The sequence below is a fragment of the Shimia marina genome (assembly GCF_001458175.1).
GTDB classification, from domain to species: Bacteria; Pseudomonadota; Alphaproteobacteria; order Rhodobacterales; family Rhodobacteraceae; genus Shimia; species Shimia marina.
Map to the genome: position 1 here is coordinate 27,116 of NZ_CYPW01000032.1, position 16,537 is coordinate 43,652.

The window sequence follows — 16,537 nt, forward strand, 5'->3', positions numbered from 1 at the left end:
GAGCGCCGGGATCAGAGCGCAAGCTTTCAGATGGTCGGCCCATATCTGAAAATAGGCCTTTTGGAAACCAGATTTTGAAGAGTGGGGTTTTGGCGGAAGGGGCGCGCGTGGCAAGATGGGTTACTCTTGCTGCGTTTGGGGCAACATATTGTTTACGCGCAAACCGTGGCAATTTGGTGCGAAATTGTTGAAGATGATTGTGCTGCACGGCTTGGGGGCTTGTCGTGTGATTCTGGTAGCGCCGATGGCGTGCAATTTTAGGTATGCTCTATGAAAGCCTCTTTCTTGGTTTCTAGCTTGGTTGGTGCGGTGCTCGCCCTTTTGTCAGGATGTTCTGAAGTTGATCCTGCGCCAGATGGGGCGACTGTGTCAGCTTCTGTTGATCAATCGACAAGCGCGGACGCATCTGATGCGAAAGATATTGTATCTAAGAGCACAGTGTCCTCGGTTCCTGCGTCGCCACGGATCATGGCCATGGGGGATAGTATGATGGCGTGGCACGCACTGACGCAGGCCTCTGTGTCACATGCCATCGAAGATGCCCTGGATGAACCGGTCTCAAGCTATGCGGTGAGCGGTGCGCGCGTTTTGTATAGCTTGCCTGTGACGGGGGCATTAGGCCTCAGAATTTCCGGTCAGTACCGCAAGGGCGATTGGGATTGGATTGTGCTCAATGGCGGCGGCAATGATCTCTGGCTGGGATGCGGGTGCGGGGCCTGCACGCGTACCATGGAAAAGCTGATTTCAGAGGATGGCAAGCGGGGGGCAATCCCTGAGATGGTGCAGACGTTGCGCGCCACAGGCGCACAGGTTGCCTACGTTGGGTATTTGCGCAGCCCCGGCGTGTGGTCTCCGATTGAGGGGTGCCGGGACAATGGCGCGATGTTAGAGGAGCGCATTGCGCGATTGGCGGAGTTGGATTGGGGCGTGCATTTTGTCTCTTTGCAAGACTTGGTGCCAGAAGGGGATCGCAGTTTCCACGGCGTGGATATGATACACCCGTCCCTGAAGGGGAGCCGGGAAATCGGAAAACGTGTCGCCGCCGCTATTTCCACAAATGATCAGGGCAGATAAGTCGGAGACTTATGCAATGAGCCTAAGCCACACCATTGTGCGTGGATTTTGTGATTCAAAGAGAATAACGGGCTTGAATAATCTGAGTAAATTTGTCAGACAATATGTGCCCAGCCAGACATCGTTCAGATGAGCCGGGGTTTCCAATTATGAAGCCGCGACATCCGTCTATTACCTTGGCGCCGATGGTCGCGCATCGGCCAGAGGATCATACGATGTCCCATCTCTTTGCCACGCTTTTGGCAACTGACGATCTTGCTCAAAGAACAGGCTGTGGTTTGAAACCCGAGCTGCGTTCCGCAATGGAAGCCAGTCTGCGTTTCCCGGCGAAGGCGGCATCGCCAATGGACCATGGTCCTCTGGTGCTTGATCCGTCTGATCCGAGTGTTGTTCGGCTTCCCGTGAAATCGCCACATGGCGCGAAAACGGATATGGAGCAGAAAGCATGAGCAGACCGTACAAAAGCATAGATGTGCTTCGTACCGTTGGCTGTGACACATTTGAGATGGGTCTGCTGCCGGTGTTGCGTCATCTGGTTTTGGGCATGTTGGAGGGGGAGGCCAAGGCTTGCGCACGCGCGTTTGACATCGCAATCGAACGTTATGGCGAAGCGATTGGACTGCCTGTGGCACATGGATTGCAGAAAATGGCTGTGAGCTGGTTGACCTGCCGCCAGAGCGATAGCGGGCCTGAAATGCGCGACCCTCTGTGCCTTGAGGCAAAGAAGACCGTGACGGAAGACGAGATCCAGATGATTTCAATGGTGCATCACATGCGCCGAGACAACGCCTCAGCGGCAAGGTCGGCTGTGGCCTGTGTCACACATGGGCGTATGGATCCCGAGTTCATTCGGGCGGGCCTGTCATTTGCGCATCGTTTTCCAGCAGGGGTACAGAGAAACGCGCGCCCGGCTGGGCGCCCGAAGCTCTCTGTCGTGGCTTGAGTTTAGGTCTGTTCGGCTTTTGCACGTTTGGCGCCCGGGCGTTCGGTGATGCCGAAGGCCTTGCGCGCGGTCACAAGCCGTAGGTCCTCAGGGTCCATACCCATAGACAAGAGTGTCTTGCGATCAAAACGTTCTTTTGCAGTGGCTCTGTCGTGGGCTGTACCAAAGAGACGATCAATCCAATCCAGACCAAAGCTGACTTGGAATGTGGCGTGGTGGTCTTGGAAGTGATGCGCAAGGTGCTTGCGTGTGACGTATTGCCCGAACTTTCCTTTGGGAACGTTGAGGTGGGATAGGGTGTGGCAGTATTCATACATTGCAAAGGCGGTGACCGAGCCAACAAAAAGGGCAATGTAGGACAGGGTAAAGGCCATATTCAGGCCAAGGAAAGGCCAGAGGATCAGCGTATGTATCGCGATGGACAAAACGCCAAAGCGTACAGGATACCAATGATCGTCACCGGTAAAAAATTCGGGGTCGGTTGGATACTCGTGGTGGCCAATGTGGCTTTTGTACAGCTCATTGAATGTGCCCTGATCCGTGGGCGGTTCGCGGTGAAACAGGAAGCGATGCATCACGTATTCGACGAAAAGCTGCGCGATGTAGCCATACACCAGTACAACAGGAATCCACCACGACAGGTTTTGCGTGATCAGCCAAAGACCAACGAGCCAGAATGGAAACAGCCGATGCAGGCTGCCCATGCGTATCAATACTGACAAAGTTGCTTTCATGGTGTCCTCCCCTTTGAGAGGTGGATTTTGAGAGTGAATGGCGGCTCTGTCAAATTGACTTGGCGTCAGGTGTTAGGGGCGATCAATGGCTCGCCTCCCAGACCATGCAGGCCCTGGCGCACCAGATCTGCGACCAAGTCTTCTGTGGCTATTTTCTGCACGCTGACGCTGGCCTTTAGCGCAAGGGCGGCGGCCGTGCCGGTGGCCTGCCCCATCGCCATGCATTGTGGCATGCCACGTACGGAGGCAAATGCCACATCATCTGCTGAAACAATGCGACCCGCAAACATCAGGTTGCGGATGGTCTTGGGAACCAACGCGCGGAAGGGCAGGGTGTAATATTGCCCGGGTTGTACAATTGCTTCATGTGTCATGCTGTCTGAGTCGCGCATCACGTCGTCAATGGGATTGTCACAACAGACGATGCCGTCTTCGTATTTTCGCGCCTGCGCGAGATCTGCGCCGCACACCCGCACCATCCCTTCTAATTTGCGCGTTTCACGCACGCCCACAGTGGGGCCCAACATTTTCATATGCGCATTCTCAAAGCCGGGCACGTCGCTGCGCAAAAACTGAGAGAGTTGTAGGCAGCGGCGTCGGCCCTCTTGTGTGGCGCGGCTTATGCTGTGGGCATTTGTGCCATCCACACCTCGTATCACAACTGTGTTGCAGAACACCGAGCCACGGTGAAACCCTTTCATCAGATAGAGCTTTGCGAGGTCCGGATGGAGGCGCTCTTCGCGAATGCCCACTGCTGCGTAATCCTGAAAATAGGGATCTTGCTGCGCGAAGACTCTGTCCCAATCGGCACCTTCCATGAAAAAGCTCAGGGTCACACCCATCATATTTCCATTGGTGTCGCCCAGAGTGTGAGGCACGCCTGCTTTGGCAGACAAGTCGCCATCCCCAGAACAGTCGATGACAATCTTGGGGGTGACAGTATGCCTGCCATTACGGTCAAAGTAGGTGACGGAAGTGATGCTGTTATTGTGCAGAGTGGGCTGGTCGTGCGTGGCGTTTAACCGCAGATCGACACCTGCTTCTTCCAGCATTTCAAACATGGTCAGCGTGGCAATGTCGTGGTCATAAATGACTTCAGGCCCAAAATTTGCCAGCGTCGAGGCGCGCTTTTCCGCAGCTGGGGGTGACATCGCTGTGAGGCGGTTGGTCAATTCTTCGAAGATACCGCCGATGCTATGGTCGCAAGGATATCCCCCACCCCACGGCATGCCGGGGCAGAAGGCCATCACGCCGCCAATTTTGGAGTTCGCTTCCAAAAGGGTGACGGACAGCCCTTTTCGAGCTGCCGCCAGTGCTGCACCAAACCCCGCGGTGCCTCCTCCAACCACTAAGACATCAACGCTTGTGTTTTCCATGTCGCTCCGCCGCCCTGCATTTCGTTGATGCACCCTAGCCAAATTAACGCCGTCGGACAGGTAAATTATGCGACTTGCATATCAAGTTCTTAGGCCTTCGGGGGCGAACCCGTTCAGGCCCGCCGCCACAGCGGGAAAGGATCCTTCATATCGGCATAGTCTGGAAGCGTATCGGGAGAGGCTTCTGCCAACAGGCAGTGATCAAGCTGCGCGCGCAACGTGGCCCAGTCGATGCCAGACCCAATGAAGACCAGTTCCTGACGGCGATCGCCAAAGGGCTCTGCCCAGTGTTGCGCCATATATTCCTGCGCTTGAGGATGTGTCGGGCGTCGTTCTTCTGGGACGGAGGCCCACCATGTGCCTAGAGGCGCAATCGAGGAGAGGGCCCCTGCAAGAGAATATTCTGCCACCCAGTCTGGGCGGTTTGCGAGCCAGAAATGGCCTTTGGCGCGGATAACACCGGGCAGGTCACCATTTAAGACCGCATGGATTTTGGCAGGGTCAAAGGGCTGGCGTGCACGATAGACATAGGACGTGATGCCATATTCTTCACTTTCTGGCGTGTGATCCGCGAAGCCATAAAGCTCTTTGGCCCACATCGGGTGCTCGTGGGCTTTGTCAAAATCAAAGAGCCCAGTGTTGAGCACGTCCAGTGCCGCGACCTGACTGTGATCGGTTTCAACGATCCGGGCATCAGCGTTCAGGCTGCGAATGATTTTGCGCGCGGCCTGCGTTTGTTTGGGACCTGCGTCAGTGACCTTGTTGAGGATCACAACATCCGCAAACTCCAGCTGGTCTGTCAGCAGGTGCACAAGGGCGCGCTTGTCTTCGTCGCCCAGGGTTTCGCCGCGATCGGCAAGCAAATCGTGGCTGGCAAAGTCGCGGGGGAGATTCACGGCGTCCACCACTGTGACCATTGTGTCCAGCCGGGCCACATCTATGAGGCTGTCGCCAGATTCGTCTCGAAACTCAAATGTTGCGGCAACAGGAAGTGGTTCAGAGATGCCTGTGGACTCGATGAGCAAATAGTCAAAGCGGTCTTCCGCGGCTAGGCGGCGCACTTCGCTCAACAGGTCATCACGCAGGGTGCAGCAGATGCATCCGTTTGACATTTCAACCAGTGTTTCTTCGGTTTGGCTGAGCTCTGCTCCGCCTTCGCGGACCAAGTCTGCGTCGATGTTCACTTCGGACATGTCATTGACGATTACGGCCACGCGCAATCCGTCACGGTTGTTGAGAACGCCATTTAGCAGGGTGGTTTTGCCTGCGCCTAGGAAGCCCGAAAGCACTGTTACGGGGAGGCGGGGGTCGGTCATTGGGGAGCTCCAAGATTATATGTAATGATATAATATTACATATTTGGAGACGGCTGCAAGCGGTCAGTGAATTACCTTGCCCAGGTGCGGAGGCCGCAGTCTTGTTGACAACGCAGCCAAGGGATTTTGAAGCGCCAAAAGAAAACCGCGCCCCAAGGGACGCGGTTTAAAAATCAAACTGTGGCGCGTCTTAGCGACGGATGCCCAGACGCTTGATCAGGTCCTGATAGCGTGCTTCGTCTTTGCCCTTGGTGTAGTCCAGCAGCTTACGGCGCTGAGCAACCATTTTCAGAAGACCACGGCGGCCGTGGTTGTCTTTCTTGTGGGTTTTGAAGTGCTCGGTCAGGGTGTTGATGCGGGATGTCAGGATCGCAACCTGGACTTCCGGAGAACCGGTGTCGCCCTCTTTGGTCGCGAATTCTTTCATCAGGCGTGCTTTTTCTTCAACAGTGATCGACATCGGGGTCTCCTATATCAAAGGGTTTCGGGCACGAGCCGGGATGTCGTCCAGCAAGGTCCATAGAGATCTCCCTCAAGAGATTCCCTTGAGAGATGGGCGTACATAGGCGCAAACCCCTTAAAAGAAAAGGGGGAACTGTTGCGCTGCTAGGTCTGGCAGGTGTTCAGTTGCCAGAGTTCCGGCTGTTGCGTGTAGGCAATGTAAAGCGGGTGGCGCGGATGCCCCGCCTTTGTGAGGCCCAGACAGTGAATATCCTGCCCGGTGCTTTGCAGAACGTCACGCATTTGAAAGCCGCGCTGCTGATGATCGCCATGCGCGCCCCAGGCTGCGAGGATAGTATCCGCCCACAGACAGCTTTCCGCCACAACTGCGTCATTGTCAGGCCCCGCTGGCGCAGGGTGCTGGCGCATTTTCTTAGGGTCGGTTTCTCGCAGGGCAAAGATGTTCACCGCGCGAAACCCTCCAAAACCCAAGGCTCTTGCACGGCGTTCGCAGCGTTCGATTGTTGGGTCGTTCTGTTGCTCGGTCGCTTTGGAAGGGTTGAGCATGATGAACAGAAGACGTGGCCGCGCGCTGTCCCAAATGCGGGTCAGCGCATAGCGATATGTCTCGCAATCAGAGTAGATCGCGGAGGAGGCGGCATCGTCTTTTTGAAAGTGGCGCGTGATCATGACCGGGGTTGTTTCAGAGATCTTCTGATTTCACAAAGACCCGGCTTGGATGCAGCTCTCCGGCTTTGAAGATACCAACGGCCACAGCTTCACCTTCATAGCTTGCCCAGCATTCTTCGCCGTATTCAATATCATGTGCCAGCACCATGCCCGGGTTGCCATTGCGCAGGCGCACCGTGCCTTCGGGAGTGGCTTTGACTTCGGGCAGGTCCGCCAGCCCCTCTTCGAGCGGGCGCAGATGGGTGTCAAGCTCGGGTTGCTTCGCCATCTCGTCAATTTTCTCAATGCTCAGCCCTTCGCTGGCATCAAAAGGGCCAGACCAGATGCGACGCAGTTCGCGTACGTGACCGTAACAGCCAAGAGCCGCACCCAAGTCACGGGCGATGGAACGCACGTAGCCGCCTTTGCCACAGGTCATTTCCAATGTGACGTGATCGTCGTCTTCACGCTCAATCATCAAAAGCTCTTCGACCCAGAGCGGGCGGGCGGCGAGTTCGACATCTTCGCCATCACGCGCCAGCTTGTAGGCGCGCTCCCCGTCAATTTTCACCGCAGAAAACTTGGGGGGCACTTGCATGATGTCGCCGACAAACTGGCCCAATGCCGCTTTGATTTCTTCGTCGGAAGGACGGCTTTCGGACTGTGCGATGATTTCGCCTTCGGCGTCGTCGGTATTGGTCGCTTGCCCCAAACGTACAGTGAACGTGTATGCCTTTAGCGCATCGGTGATGTAAGGGACCGTTTTGGTCGCTTCTCCGAGTGCCACGGCCAGAACGCCCGTTGCATCAGGATCCAGGGTGCCGGCATGCCCGGCCTTCTTCGCATTGAAAGCCCAGCGCACTTTGTTCACCACAGAGGTGGAGGTCATGCCAGCGGGTTTGTCGACCACAAGCCAGCCAGAAATGTCGCGTCCTTTGCGTTTGCGTCCCATGCTTTTGACCTCTTGATGTGCAGTGAAGGCGGCGACCTACCGGATCGGTTTGATCCTGTCAATTTAAGCTGATTGAAAAACACCCAAAGAGAAAGGCCACTGGAGCCTTTGTTGTGCCAGGCACGCCTTGAATAAAATGATGAAGTGGTTCCACTATTTCGGTATCGCCCATAAGCGCGTCACTCTGAAGTGATCACGCCCACCATTGGCCCGAGCCAGAACCCGGCATCCGATCGGTCAAGTTGGGGCGCGTGCAGACGGCTGACTTTGCCGTCAAAATAAAGCGCGTTTGGCGTCTTGAGGACATCTCGAAAGAAACGCCCAAAGCGATGAAATGTGACTGGTGTATTGGAGATCACAAAATAGGCGGTTGTGCCATCTTTGGAGGTGCCCACACCATTGCGTAAAAAGCGTGATGTGCTGTCTTTCAAAAAACGCGGATGGAGGGCGCCGTCAATCACCAGCATCGGGCCGGATTGTGTGGCGTCGCGGCATTCGGGGGCGTGTTTGGCGAAGGTCAGTGTTTCAATGACCTGCGCGGATTTGGGTGTGATACAAAACACGCCGTTGGGCAAAAGTCCAAAATTGCCGCGGCTCGCATTGGTGAGAAGCGGCGCTTGTTCTTTGTTATTTTCGACATAGTAGCCAACCGGACTGCGGTTGGCGTGATACATGCCCGCGTTCATTGCAAACGCGAGCTTTTGTTCGTCTGCAAGGTCGCGTTCGATATCACGAAATTGCCCCAACACTGTGCCGCTGTCATCTCTCAGAAAAAGCCGCAGGTCTTCTTGGGTGACATCAACGGTACAGACCGTCATGCTCGTGCCTTCAAAGCCTTCGTCCTGACATGTCACTGCACTGGCCCAGCCAGGGAGGAACATCACCAGAAGGAAGACAGCATAGCGAATCACGGGGTGTCGTTGCCTTCTGCGTCACTGGCATCTGTCTTGGCCACATCTGCCTGAACCCGTTCATCAGACAGCATGCGCCGCGTGGCGTCCATCTGATCAAAAGTGGTGTCGATGCGGAAGCGCAGATCAGGCGCATGCTTCAGCTTGGCTTTGCGACCTATGATGCGGCGCAATTCCCCTTTGTGACGGGCCAGAAGTGCAATCGCTTCTTCCTGTTTGTCGCCCCCCAAAGGCAGTACAAACACCGTTGCTATGCTGAGATCAGGAGTCACGCGCACTTCGCCTACCGTCAGGGACAGGCGGGTGATATCGGGGTCATGCAATTCGTCACGCAGCAGGACTTCGGACAGGGTACGCCGGATCAGTTCGCCAACACGCAACTGACGCTGGGAGGGGCCACGGCCCTCAGAGAAAGAGTTCTTTGCCATAAGCTTCACTTAGGCTTTCTGACAGGCTTTGCCAAGCTGGATTGCTTTCTATAAGCAGAGGGCAACGTCGTATTGGCAGCCTGATAATTGGAGAGCCCCTCATGCAAGACTTGCCCGGAATCGTCATCACCGGAGCCTCAGGACGTATGGGGCAGATGTTGATCAAGACCGTTGTGGAAAGTGACAAAGCCAAGCTTGTGGGCGTGGTTGAGCGCGAAGGGCATGACTGGGTTGGGCGCGATATCGGCGAAGCCATGGGAGGCGCGCCTCTTGGGGTGACGGTTACGGATCAGGCGCTTGATGCTTTTGCCAAGGCTCAGGCGGTGATCGACTTCACGGCACCTGCTGCCACGGTGCAATTTGCCAAATTGGCGGCTCAGGCGCGTGCGGTGCATGTGATCGGTACAACCGGCATGACAGAGGATGATATCGCCCAATTGGCCCCATGTGCGCGTCATGCGGTTATTGTGCGAGCGGGCAACATGAGCCTTGGTGTCAATCTGTTGACCAAATTGACCGAGAAAGTGGCCGCTGCTCTTGATGAGGATTTCGATATCGAGATCATCGAGGCGCATCATCATCACAAAGTGGATGCGCCCAGTGGCACTGCTTTGATGCTGGGGGAGGCCGCTGCGCAGGGGCGGGGCGTTGCGCTTTCTGATGTTGCCGATCGTGGCAGAGATGGAATCACCGGTGCCCGTAAACGTGGCGATATTGGCTTTACGGCTATTCGTGGCGGAGACATTGTTGGAGAGCACGACGTTCTTTTTGCGGCGGCAGGGGAGCGCATTGTGTTGCGTCACCTTGCAACGGACCGTGCAATCTTCGCGCGCGGCGCTCTGAAGGCAGCGCTCTGGGGGCAAGGTCAAAAGCCCGGCGAATATGACATGTTGGATGTTTTGGGGCTGTAGATTTTAGCCCAAGGTACTGAAATTAAATTGCGATTTCCTATGTGTTCCGCCGGTGGTGTGCTGGCGGGGGCTGGTTGGTATCGCCTCAAAAACGCGCTACTCTTTGGCTGTGGCCGACAAAAGATGTATTTTTTGTTGGCAGGTGGATGTTCGTGTGTTTTTATGCGGTCAGTCAAAAACTTAAATGATCATTTAAAAAATGACTCGCAGGGAGAGATGCATGACCAAGATTTTGAAAGCCAGCTTGTCTGCTTTGGCCGTGACTGCAGTGGCAATGTCCGCTCAGGCTGCTGAACTGGGGGCTGCGGATGAGCCAATCAAACTGGCCCTGAATGAATGGACGGGCCAGCACGTGACCACGCATGTTGCCGGTGAGATGCTCAAGGCCGCTGGCTACGAGGTTGAATATGTCACCGCCGGGATGATGAACCAGTTTCAGGCCATTGCGGATGGAGACATCCACGCGACGCTGGAAATCTGGTCTTCGAACGTCTCTGATCAATACGCTGTGCTGAAAGATGACGGCAAACTTGAAGAGCTGTCGGATCTTGGTCTGAATGCGCGCGAAGGCATTGCCTACCCCGCACATGTGGCCGATCTCTGTCCGGGGCTGCCGGCCTGGGAAGCGCTGAAAGACTGTGCGATCAATTTTGCCACTGCTGAAACTCTACCCGCAGGCCGCTTGGTGGATTACCCCGCGGATTGGGGGACACCGGGTGCAGATCGCATGGTTGGGCTGGATCTGCCATTCAAGGCAGTGCCAGCAGGCTCTGAGGGAGCGTTGATCGCAGAATTGCGCGCCTCTACTGAGAAAAAGTCGCCATTGCTGATCACCTTCTGGCAGCCGCATTGGGCCATGTCTGCATATGATGTGAAATTTGTGGAGCTTCCCGCCGGTGAAGATGCATGTTTCACGGATCCAGCCTGGGGGCCAAATCCAAACGCCATCAATGATTGTGACTTCTCTGCCAGCCGTATTTTCAAGGCAGCATGGCCCGGTCTGAAAGATAAATGGCCAGCCGCACATGAGATTTTGGTGAATTATCAGCTGTCCGTGGAAGCACAGCAGCCGATGATGGGCGCCGTGGATGTTGACGGTGACTCCGTTGAAGACGTCGTTGCCGAGTGGATGGCCGCCAATGAAGGCGCCTGGAAGCCCGTTGTCGACGCTGCAACCAAGTAAGACCAAATGACTGAAAAAAATAGCACCGCTCCGGCGATTGCCGTCGAAGGCCTTTGGCAGGTCTTCGGCGAAAACGCCGCTTCTGCACTGCGTGATGCACGTAGTGCTGGGGATGAAAAAAGTATCGCGGAAAAGCTCAAGGAAAAAAGCCTCATCCCGGCCGTTCGTGCCGCGAATTTTGAGGTCAAGTCAGGTGAGCTCTTTGTGATTATGGGCCTGTCGGGCTCCGGTAAATCGACTCTCATCCGTTGCATTTCGCGTCTGATTGAGCCGACCGCCGGGTCGGTGCGCATCGACGGCGAAGATATTCTGCAAGCCAGCGACAAGCGGTTGATTGAGCTGCGCCGTCACAAGCTTGGCATGGTCTTTCAGCACTTCGGCCTGTTCCCGCACATGACCGTGGCGGACAATGTTGGCTTCCCTTTGAAAATGCAGGGGATGGGCAAGGCCGAGCGCCGCGCGCGCGCTTTGGAAGTGCTTGAGATGGTTGATCTGAACGGGCGTGAAGACACATATCCGCGCAACCTGTCAGGGGGGCAGCGTCAGCGCGTCGGCATCGCGCGCAGCTTGGCCGTGAACCCGGATATCTGGTTTCTTGATGAACCGTTTTCGGCTTTGGATCCCCTCATTCGCCGCCAATTGCAGGATGAATTCCTCAATATCCAAGCGACTCTGAAAAAGTCGATCGTCTTCATCACGCATGATATTCAGGAAGCCCTCAAGCTTGCTGATCGTATTGCGATTATGAAAGACGGGGAAGTGGTGCAGATTGGCACCCCGGAAGAGATCATTCTGCATCCGGTGAATGACTATGTCGCAGAGTTTTCCAAAGATGTTCCCAAAGGGCGTCACGCACGGGTGGAATCCGTCTTGATGGAGGGCATCCCGGCCAATATGCCCGATGATCCCGGCATTCGCGTGGGCATGAGCATCGACGCGGCGCTGAGCAAATGTATGGATCTGTATGAGCCGGTGCCTGTGCGGGACGCGCAGGGTGAGTTGATTGGCGCGGTCAATCCGCATGAACTTGCCAAAGCTTTGCAGGCAGAAGAAACATGAGCGCCGTTGAGACAGCCTCCCAAGATCAGGCGCGCAGGCTACAGATCACGCGGGGGAGTGTCGCGGCGCTTCTGGTGCTGGTGATTGCCGCAATCTGCCGATTTTGGGGAGAGGAGTTGACCTGGCTGGTGAGCTGGCCTGATGCGCTGACTGTGCCGATGACCGATTGGGTTGGTGCAGGCGTCGGTTGGTTTTTGGCGGTGTTCAAGCCGATTGCACGTGTCTTTTCCTATCTTCTTGAATTTCCAATGACATGGGTCGGTGGGCTGTTGGGCGGCGCGCCCTGGCCGCTTATCTTGGGCAGCGTCACTGCGCTTGGCTGGTTGATCGGCGGCGCGCGCATGGCGGCCCTTGGCTTCTTCGGCTTTGGCTTTGTTGTGATCAGTGGCTATTGGCTTGAGGGTATGAACACGCTTGCTCTGGTGGCGGTCTCCGTGCCGTTGGCGGCGCTCTTGGGGGCGGGCATTGGCATTTTTGCCTTCGAATATCCGAAACTCAAAAGCAGTGTGAATGTGGTTTTGGATGTGATGCAGACCATGCCAACGTTTGCCTATCTCACGCCTCTGCTTGTGCTCTTTGGGTTTGGTCCCGTGGTGGGTCTGATTGCCTCTGCAATTTTTGCGGCCCCGCCAATGGCGCGTAACGTCTTGTTGGGACTTGAGCGTGTGGAGCCAGAAATCCGCGAGGCGGCCGTGATGTCTGGTGGCACCCGGCGCCAACAGTTGTTTTTGGTAGAATTGCCCGCTGCGTCACAACAGATCATGGTGGGCTTCAACCAATGTCTGATGGCGGCGTTGAGTATGGTCATTATCGCGGCGGTGATTGGCGGTTTTGAGGATATCGGCTGGGAAGTGCTCCTGACCATGCGCAAGGCGTTGTTTGGACCCGCGTTTCTTGCAGGATCTGTGATTGTGGTGTTCGCCGTTGTGATTGACCGCATGTCCGCCGCGCTGGCAGAGCCACGCCCGGCGCAGGACAAACGCGTGGCGCTGGGCATTTTTGCCATTGGTGCGCTGGTGGCTGTCTGGGCCGTGATCGCGGGGTGGAACCCTGCGGGTATTGCCGCCATGGATGGTGTCGCCGACAAAGTTGATCATGGGGTGGGACAATTCACGGCAAATCACGGTGCCACGTTGGACACGATCAAGAACACCTCTATGTTCTATGGATTGTTGCCATTGCGGATTGGTCTGTCGGATGCGGTTTTGCCCTTTACATGGGGCTTTGCATGGACGGCGCAACATAGCTTTGTTTTTTACGCTGTCTTTGCTGCGATCGCTGCACTTGTCGCGTTGCGGGGACATCTGCCTCAGGCTGGCCTGGTATTGATTGGTGCCTATGTGCTTGAGACGGGCATTGCGCAATTGCCTTGGGCCTTCGTGATCTTTGGTGTTGGTGCCGTTGGTTGGGTCGCAGGGGGGCGTAAACTGGCCATTCAGGTGAGCGTGCTGCTTGGGCTGATCTTGGTTTCGGGCCTTTGGGAGCGTGCTTTGCTGTCACTGTATCTGAGTGGGGCATCTGTTGCGGCCTGTGCCCTTGTTGGCGGTGTGCTTGGGTTTTGGTCCGCCATGAGCCCACGGGCATGGATGGTGATCCGCCCTGTCTGTGACACATTGCAGACCATTCCGCTGTTCGTCTTTCTGATCCCTGTGCTTATGTTTTTCCAAATCGGAGAATTCTCTGCGTTTCTCGCTATTTGCATGTATGCGGTTGTGCCTATGATCCGCTACACTCGGCATGGTTTGATCTCCACGCCAGAAGAAATGATCGAAGCGGCTACGGCCAGCGGGGCAGGCAAGTGGCAAACCATGTTTGAGGTGCGAGCACCCTATGCGGCGCCGACAATCCTGCTCGGGCTTAATCAGACTATTCTTTACGCATTTGCCATGTTGGTGATTGCTGCGTTGATTGGGACGACGGGCTTAGGTCAGTCCATCTTTCTAGCGCTTGGGCAGGCTGATGTGGGCCTTGGGGTCACCGCAGGAGTGGCGATGGCCATACTTGCTCTGGTGGCAGACCGACTGGTGCAAGGGTTTGCCGAAGAGCGCAAGCAGGCTCTAGGCCTGTAAGGGGCATCAATAGATATGCGAGCGACCGGTTCTTTCGAGAGCCGGTCGTTCGCCTAAGTGATAGGTCTGACCTATCCGACAGAACAGGTTGCGTGTGAGTTGGAAGGCTCTAAGAGGCGACAAAAGCCGCTTTTTCTTTCATTTTGTTCTTTGGTGGCACAGTTTTGAAAGGCGTCTGTCATGACTGGAAAGCGCAAATTAACAAACAAAAGCAGTAACTTAAATCGTTCTTCTGCGGGGGCGCCCAATACGTTTCTTTGGGGGGCGGTTTGCGTGTCGGTTCTGGGAATGGGGTCTTTCTTGGCCTTTTCTGATGCCATCAAAGAGGTGCGCCGCCCGTTTCCCGAATTCCACAACGCGGCGTCTGTGGTGATTGCGGACGACCATGTTCTGTTGCCACAGTCAGCGACCTTGCGTGAGGTGATGACGCCTGAAGAGCTGGATATGGTTGGGCGCAATCATATGTTCTCTTTTATGGATGTGGCACGCCAAAAGCGGGTTATCTCGCATTCCAAAGCTGTGATAGCGCGCTATCCGGACTATGCAGGCGCTTACGCCACGGCTGCGCATAGCCTCAGCAGCATTGCGATTATGATGAGTGACGCCGGGCGGGCGCAGGTAGTTCTGCGAGAAGCGCATGCGATGCTTGAACTGGCGCTAGAGAGGGATAGTGAAGATCCTTGGACTTCGTCTGCAGAGGCGTGGACAGCCTTTGGCGCAGGACGTTTGGAGGAAGCAAAACAGATAAGTTTACAGGCTTATAGCGCAGCAGAAGGAGACCAGTGCATCCTGATCTTTCACGCACTGATACTGTTGTTCCTGGGAGAATTCGAGGAGGTTCTGCAGGTCACGCAACCTATTTCGGATGTTCCGGAGCAGGGCAATCCAGCGATTTATGGTTTCGCGGCCTTTGAGCTTGGCAACTATCAATCTGCCTTGGATGCGTTTGAGTTGGCTCTCAATCGGGGTGTTGAACAAAACGCAGTGCGCGCCTCTTTCCTTGCAGCTTCTTATGAGGCCGTTGGGCGTCACGAAGAGGCGACAAAGCTGGTGGGGGAGATCAAGCGGCGGTGGCCCACATTCCGGCCTGAAAGGGTGCACGCTGTGTTCATGACGGGTATTTCCGAAGACTATGGAAAGCGGTATTTGCGTTTGTTTCAGGCGGCAGGATGGCGCAGCGATACATAGGGATGTGTCGGTGTGTTAACTTTTTTCGGCAAGGCCGTTTTTGACGTCGGTATTGCGTCGGTTTTCCACCGGTATCACAGCGGTGCTTTTTCAGGCGTGCAAAGGTTAACGGTTCGACGTCAAAATTTCTGCCTCGGGGGTGACCGAAACGGGTTTCGGTGCTTTGCTGGAAGGTATGTTAACATTCCCCCTCTAGGTCAGGTCAGGTCAGGTCAGGAAAATGCGCGGCCATGTTTAAATCTGGAGTTGGCCGCATGAGAGAGGCCGGGAACTATGACAGACTGCTTCCCAAGTTAAGACAGACAGGATGACGGTTTCGCACACAGAATTGAGACCTGCGGCTGAACGCGTACAGGCCTATCTGCAAAGCGCACATCCCGAAGCGTTGGGCCTGCTCTTTGGCCGTCTGCTCAAAGTATATCTGTCTGAATTGTCTAGGGCTGCGCTTTCCGATGTTTCAGAAGACAGTATGGCGCTGTTGCAACGTGCGTTGACAACTTACTACACCGGCGCCGGATACGGAGAGTCTGTGCGCTTCACCATTGATCAGGGCAGGTTCGCACTGATGGTAGAAACTCTAGACTCGCAGAACGCTGCGCTGATGCAGGAGGCTCAGAAGAGCAGTGGTCATTGGCTTTTGGTTCTGGCGGCAGCATGTTTCGTGATCGGCATCTTTGGCTCTCAGATGCTCGACATCAAGAAAAGCCCACACCCCGAAGATAAATGGGCTGAACGCGAAGCCCACCTGGTTGGGCTGCCGGACATGTCAGGGCTGAATGCACGAGAAATCATGGAGCAGGCTTTCCCCGTGATGCTGCCCTTTGTGGATTATCCGGGGCAAAAACGCGCGGCGGAGATGTTCCGTCACGCTCTGTATGTTGAACCTCTGAATGCTGAAGCGCATGCGTCTTTTGCGATCAGCATGATCAGTCTTGCCATTCTGACCATGGGGGGCGGGCAATCGCGGGCCTATCTTCTGGAAGCGGATAAGGGGCTCTCCATTGCCAGTGCACTGGCCCCAGAGAGTGCGCGTGTGCTGATGGCGCGGGGGATGCGCCAGATGCTGGGAGACGACTGGAATGCGGGATGGGTTCTGGCGGAGCGGGCCTATGCGGCCGCGCCTGATGACCCATTTATCTCGTATTTTTATGGTTTCGTTGGGTTCTACAACGGTCAGTTTGAGAAGGTCGCGCTGGCCACCAACCCAGACGACCTTGAACTCACTGGGAAGATCTTGTCCGCGCATCGCTTGCACTTTGGTCTCGCACAATTTTTCTAGAAAA

Annotated in this window: 17 protein-coding genes; 9 read left to right on the plus strand and 8 right to left on the minus strand. The window is 55.6% G+C overall.

Going from position 1 to position 16,537, the window contains the following annotated elements; translation table 11 throughout:
• The first annotated feature begins 270 nt into the window (after positions 1–270).
• The 3 genes from SHM7688_RS16345 to SHM7688_RS16355 all read left to right on the plus strand — a co-directional run bounded on the left by SHM7688_RS16345 (position 271) and on the right by SHM7688_RS16355 (position 2,017).
• A complete protein-coding gene (locus SHM7688_RS16345) occupies positions 271–1,074 on the plus strand; it encodes an SGNH/GDSL hydrolase family protein (RefSeq protein ID WP_223229239.1) in 804 nt (267 codons plus the stop codon).
• A gap of 215 nt (positions 1,075–1,289) precedes the next feature.
• The gene (locus tag SHM7688_RS16350; RefSeq protein ID WP_144432616.1) at positions 1,290–1,523 is read left to right on the plus strand and encodes a hypothetical protein; all 234 of its coding nucleotides are present in this window, start codon (positions 1,290–1,292) and stop codon (positions 1,521–1,523) included.
• On the plus strand, positions 1,520–2,017 hold the full coding sequence (locus tag SHM7688_RS16355; RefSeq protein WP_058241026.1) for a hypothetical protein: 498 nt from the start codon (positions 1,520–1,522) through the stop codon (positions 2,015–2,017). Before SHM7688_RS16350 ends, SHM7688_RS16355 begins: the two co-directional genes overlap by 4 nt.
• A gap of 2 nt (positions 2,018–2,019) precedes the next feature.
• Here the strand turns inward: SHM7688_RS16355 and SHM7688_RS16360 are convergent, their stop codons facing one another.
• The 8 genes from SHM7688_RS16360 to rbfA all read right to left on the minus strand — a co-directional run bounded on the left by SHM7688_RS16360 (position 2,020) and on the right by rbfA (position 8,844).
• A complete protein-coding gene (locus SHM7688_RS16360) occupies positions 2,020–2,751 on the minus strand; it encodes a sterol desaturase family protein (protein ID WP_058241027.1) in 732 nt (243 codons plus the stop codon).
• A gap of 65 nt (positions 2,752–2,816) precedes the next feature.
• Entirely contained in the window at positions 2,817–4,127 is a 1,311-nt protein-coding gene (locus SHM7688_RS16365) for an FAD-dependent oxidoreductase (RefSeq protein WP_058241028.1), read from the minus strand.
• 113 nt (positions 4,128–4,240) lie between these two features.
• Positions 4,241–5,443 carry a GTP-binding protein gene (locus tag SHM7688_RS16370; RefSeq protein WP_058241029.1) on the minus strand — a complete coding sequence of 401 codons (1,203 nt, stop codon included), beginning with the start codon at positions 5,441–5,443 and terminating at the stop codon, positions 4,241–4,243.
• A 190-nt stretch (positions 5,444–5,633) separates the two neighbouring features.
• On the minus strand, positions 5,634–5,903 hold the full coding sequence (gene rpsO, locus SHM7688_RS16375; RefSeq protein WP_058241030.1) for a 30S ribosomal protein S15: 270 nt from the start codon (positions 5,901–5,903) through the stop codon (positions 5,634–5,636).
• Between the two features lie 146 nt (positions 5,904–6,049).
• A complete protein-coding gene (locus tag SHM7688_RS16380) occupies positions 6,050–6,574 on the minus strand; it encodes a DUF1643 domain-containing protein (protein ID WP_058241031.1) in 525 nt (174 codons plus the stop codon).
• Positions 6,575–6,587: 13 nt separating this feature from the next.
• Positions 6,588–7,505, minus strand: coding sequence for a tRNA pseudouridine(55) synthase TruB (gene truB / locus SHM7688_RS16385; protein WP_058241032.1), 918 nt, complete (start codon positions 7,503–7,505; stop codon positions 6,588–6,590).
• A 179-nt stretch (positions 7,506–7,684) separates the two neighbouring features.
• A complete protein-coding gene (locus SHM7688_RS16390) occupies positions 7,685–8,386 on the minus strand; it encodes a phosphodiester glycosidase family protein (RefSeq protein ID WP_058241192.1) in 702 nt (233 codons plus the stop codon).
• 26 nt (positions 8,387–8,412) lie between these two features.
• Positions 8,413–8,844 carry a 30S ribosome-binding factor RbfA gene (gene rbfA / locus SHM7688_RS16395; protein WP_058241033.1) on the minus strand — a complete coding sequence of 144 codons (432 nt, stop codon included), beginning with the start codon at positions 8,842–8,844 and terminating at the stop codon, positions 8,413–8,415.
• A 101-nt stretch (positions 8,845–8,945) separates the two neighbouring features.
• Here rbfA and dapB point away from each other — a divergent pair, with 101 nt between their 5' ends.
• The 6 genes from dapB to SHM7688_RS16425 all read left to right on the plus strand — a co-directional run bounded on the left by dapB (position 8,946) and on the right by SHM7688_RS16425 (position 16,533).
• Positions 8,946–9,755, plus strand: a complete 810-nt coding sequence (gene dapB / locus SHM7688_RS16400; protein WP_058241034.1) for a 4-hydroxy-tetrahydrodipicolinate reductase — start codon at positions 8,946–8,948, stop codon at positions 9,753–9,755.
• A gap of 220 nt (positions 9,756–9,975) precedes the next feature.
• The gene (locus tag SHM7688_RS16405) at positions 9,976–10,938 is read left to right on the plus strand and encodes an ABC transporter substrate-binding protein (protein ID WP_188128119.1); all 963 of its coding nucleotides are present in this window, start codon (positions 9,976–9,978) and stop codon (positions 10,936–10,938) included.
• 6 nt (positions 10,939–10,944) lie between these two features.
• On the plus strand, positions 10,945–11,997 hold the full coding sequence (locus SHM7688_RS16410; protein WP_058241035.1) for a quaternary amine ABC transporter ATP-binding protein: 1,053 nt from the start codon (positions 10,945–10,947) through the stop codon (positions 11,995–11,997).
• Positions 11,994–14,066 carry an ABC transporter permease gene (locus SHM7688_RS16415; protein WP_058241036.1) on the plus strand — a complete coding sequence of 691 codons (2,073 nt, stop codon included), beginning with the start codon at positions 11,994–11,996 and terminating at the stop codon, positions 14,064–14,066. The genes SHM7688_RS16410 and SHM7688_RS16415 overlap by 4 nt, the downstream gene beginning before the upstream one ends.
• 273 nt (positions 14,067–14,339) lie before the next feature.
• Positions 14,340–15,254: a tetratricopeptide repeat protein gene (locus SHM7688_RS16420; RefSeq protein ID WP_144432617.1), complete on the plus strand. Its 915-nt coding sequence runs from the start codon at positions 14,340–14,342 to the stop codon at positions 15,252–15,254.
• Between the two features lie 307 nt (positions 15,255–15,561).
• Positions 15,562–16,533: a hypothetical protein gene (locus SHM7688_RS16425; protein ID WP_058241038.1), complete on the plus strand. Its 972-nt coding sequence runs from the start codon at positions 15,562–15,564 to the stop codon at positions 16,531–16,533.
• Positions 16,534–16,537 lie beyond the last annotated feature (4 nt).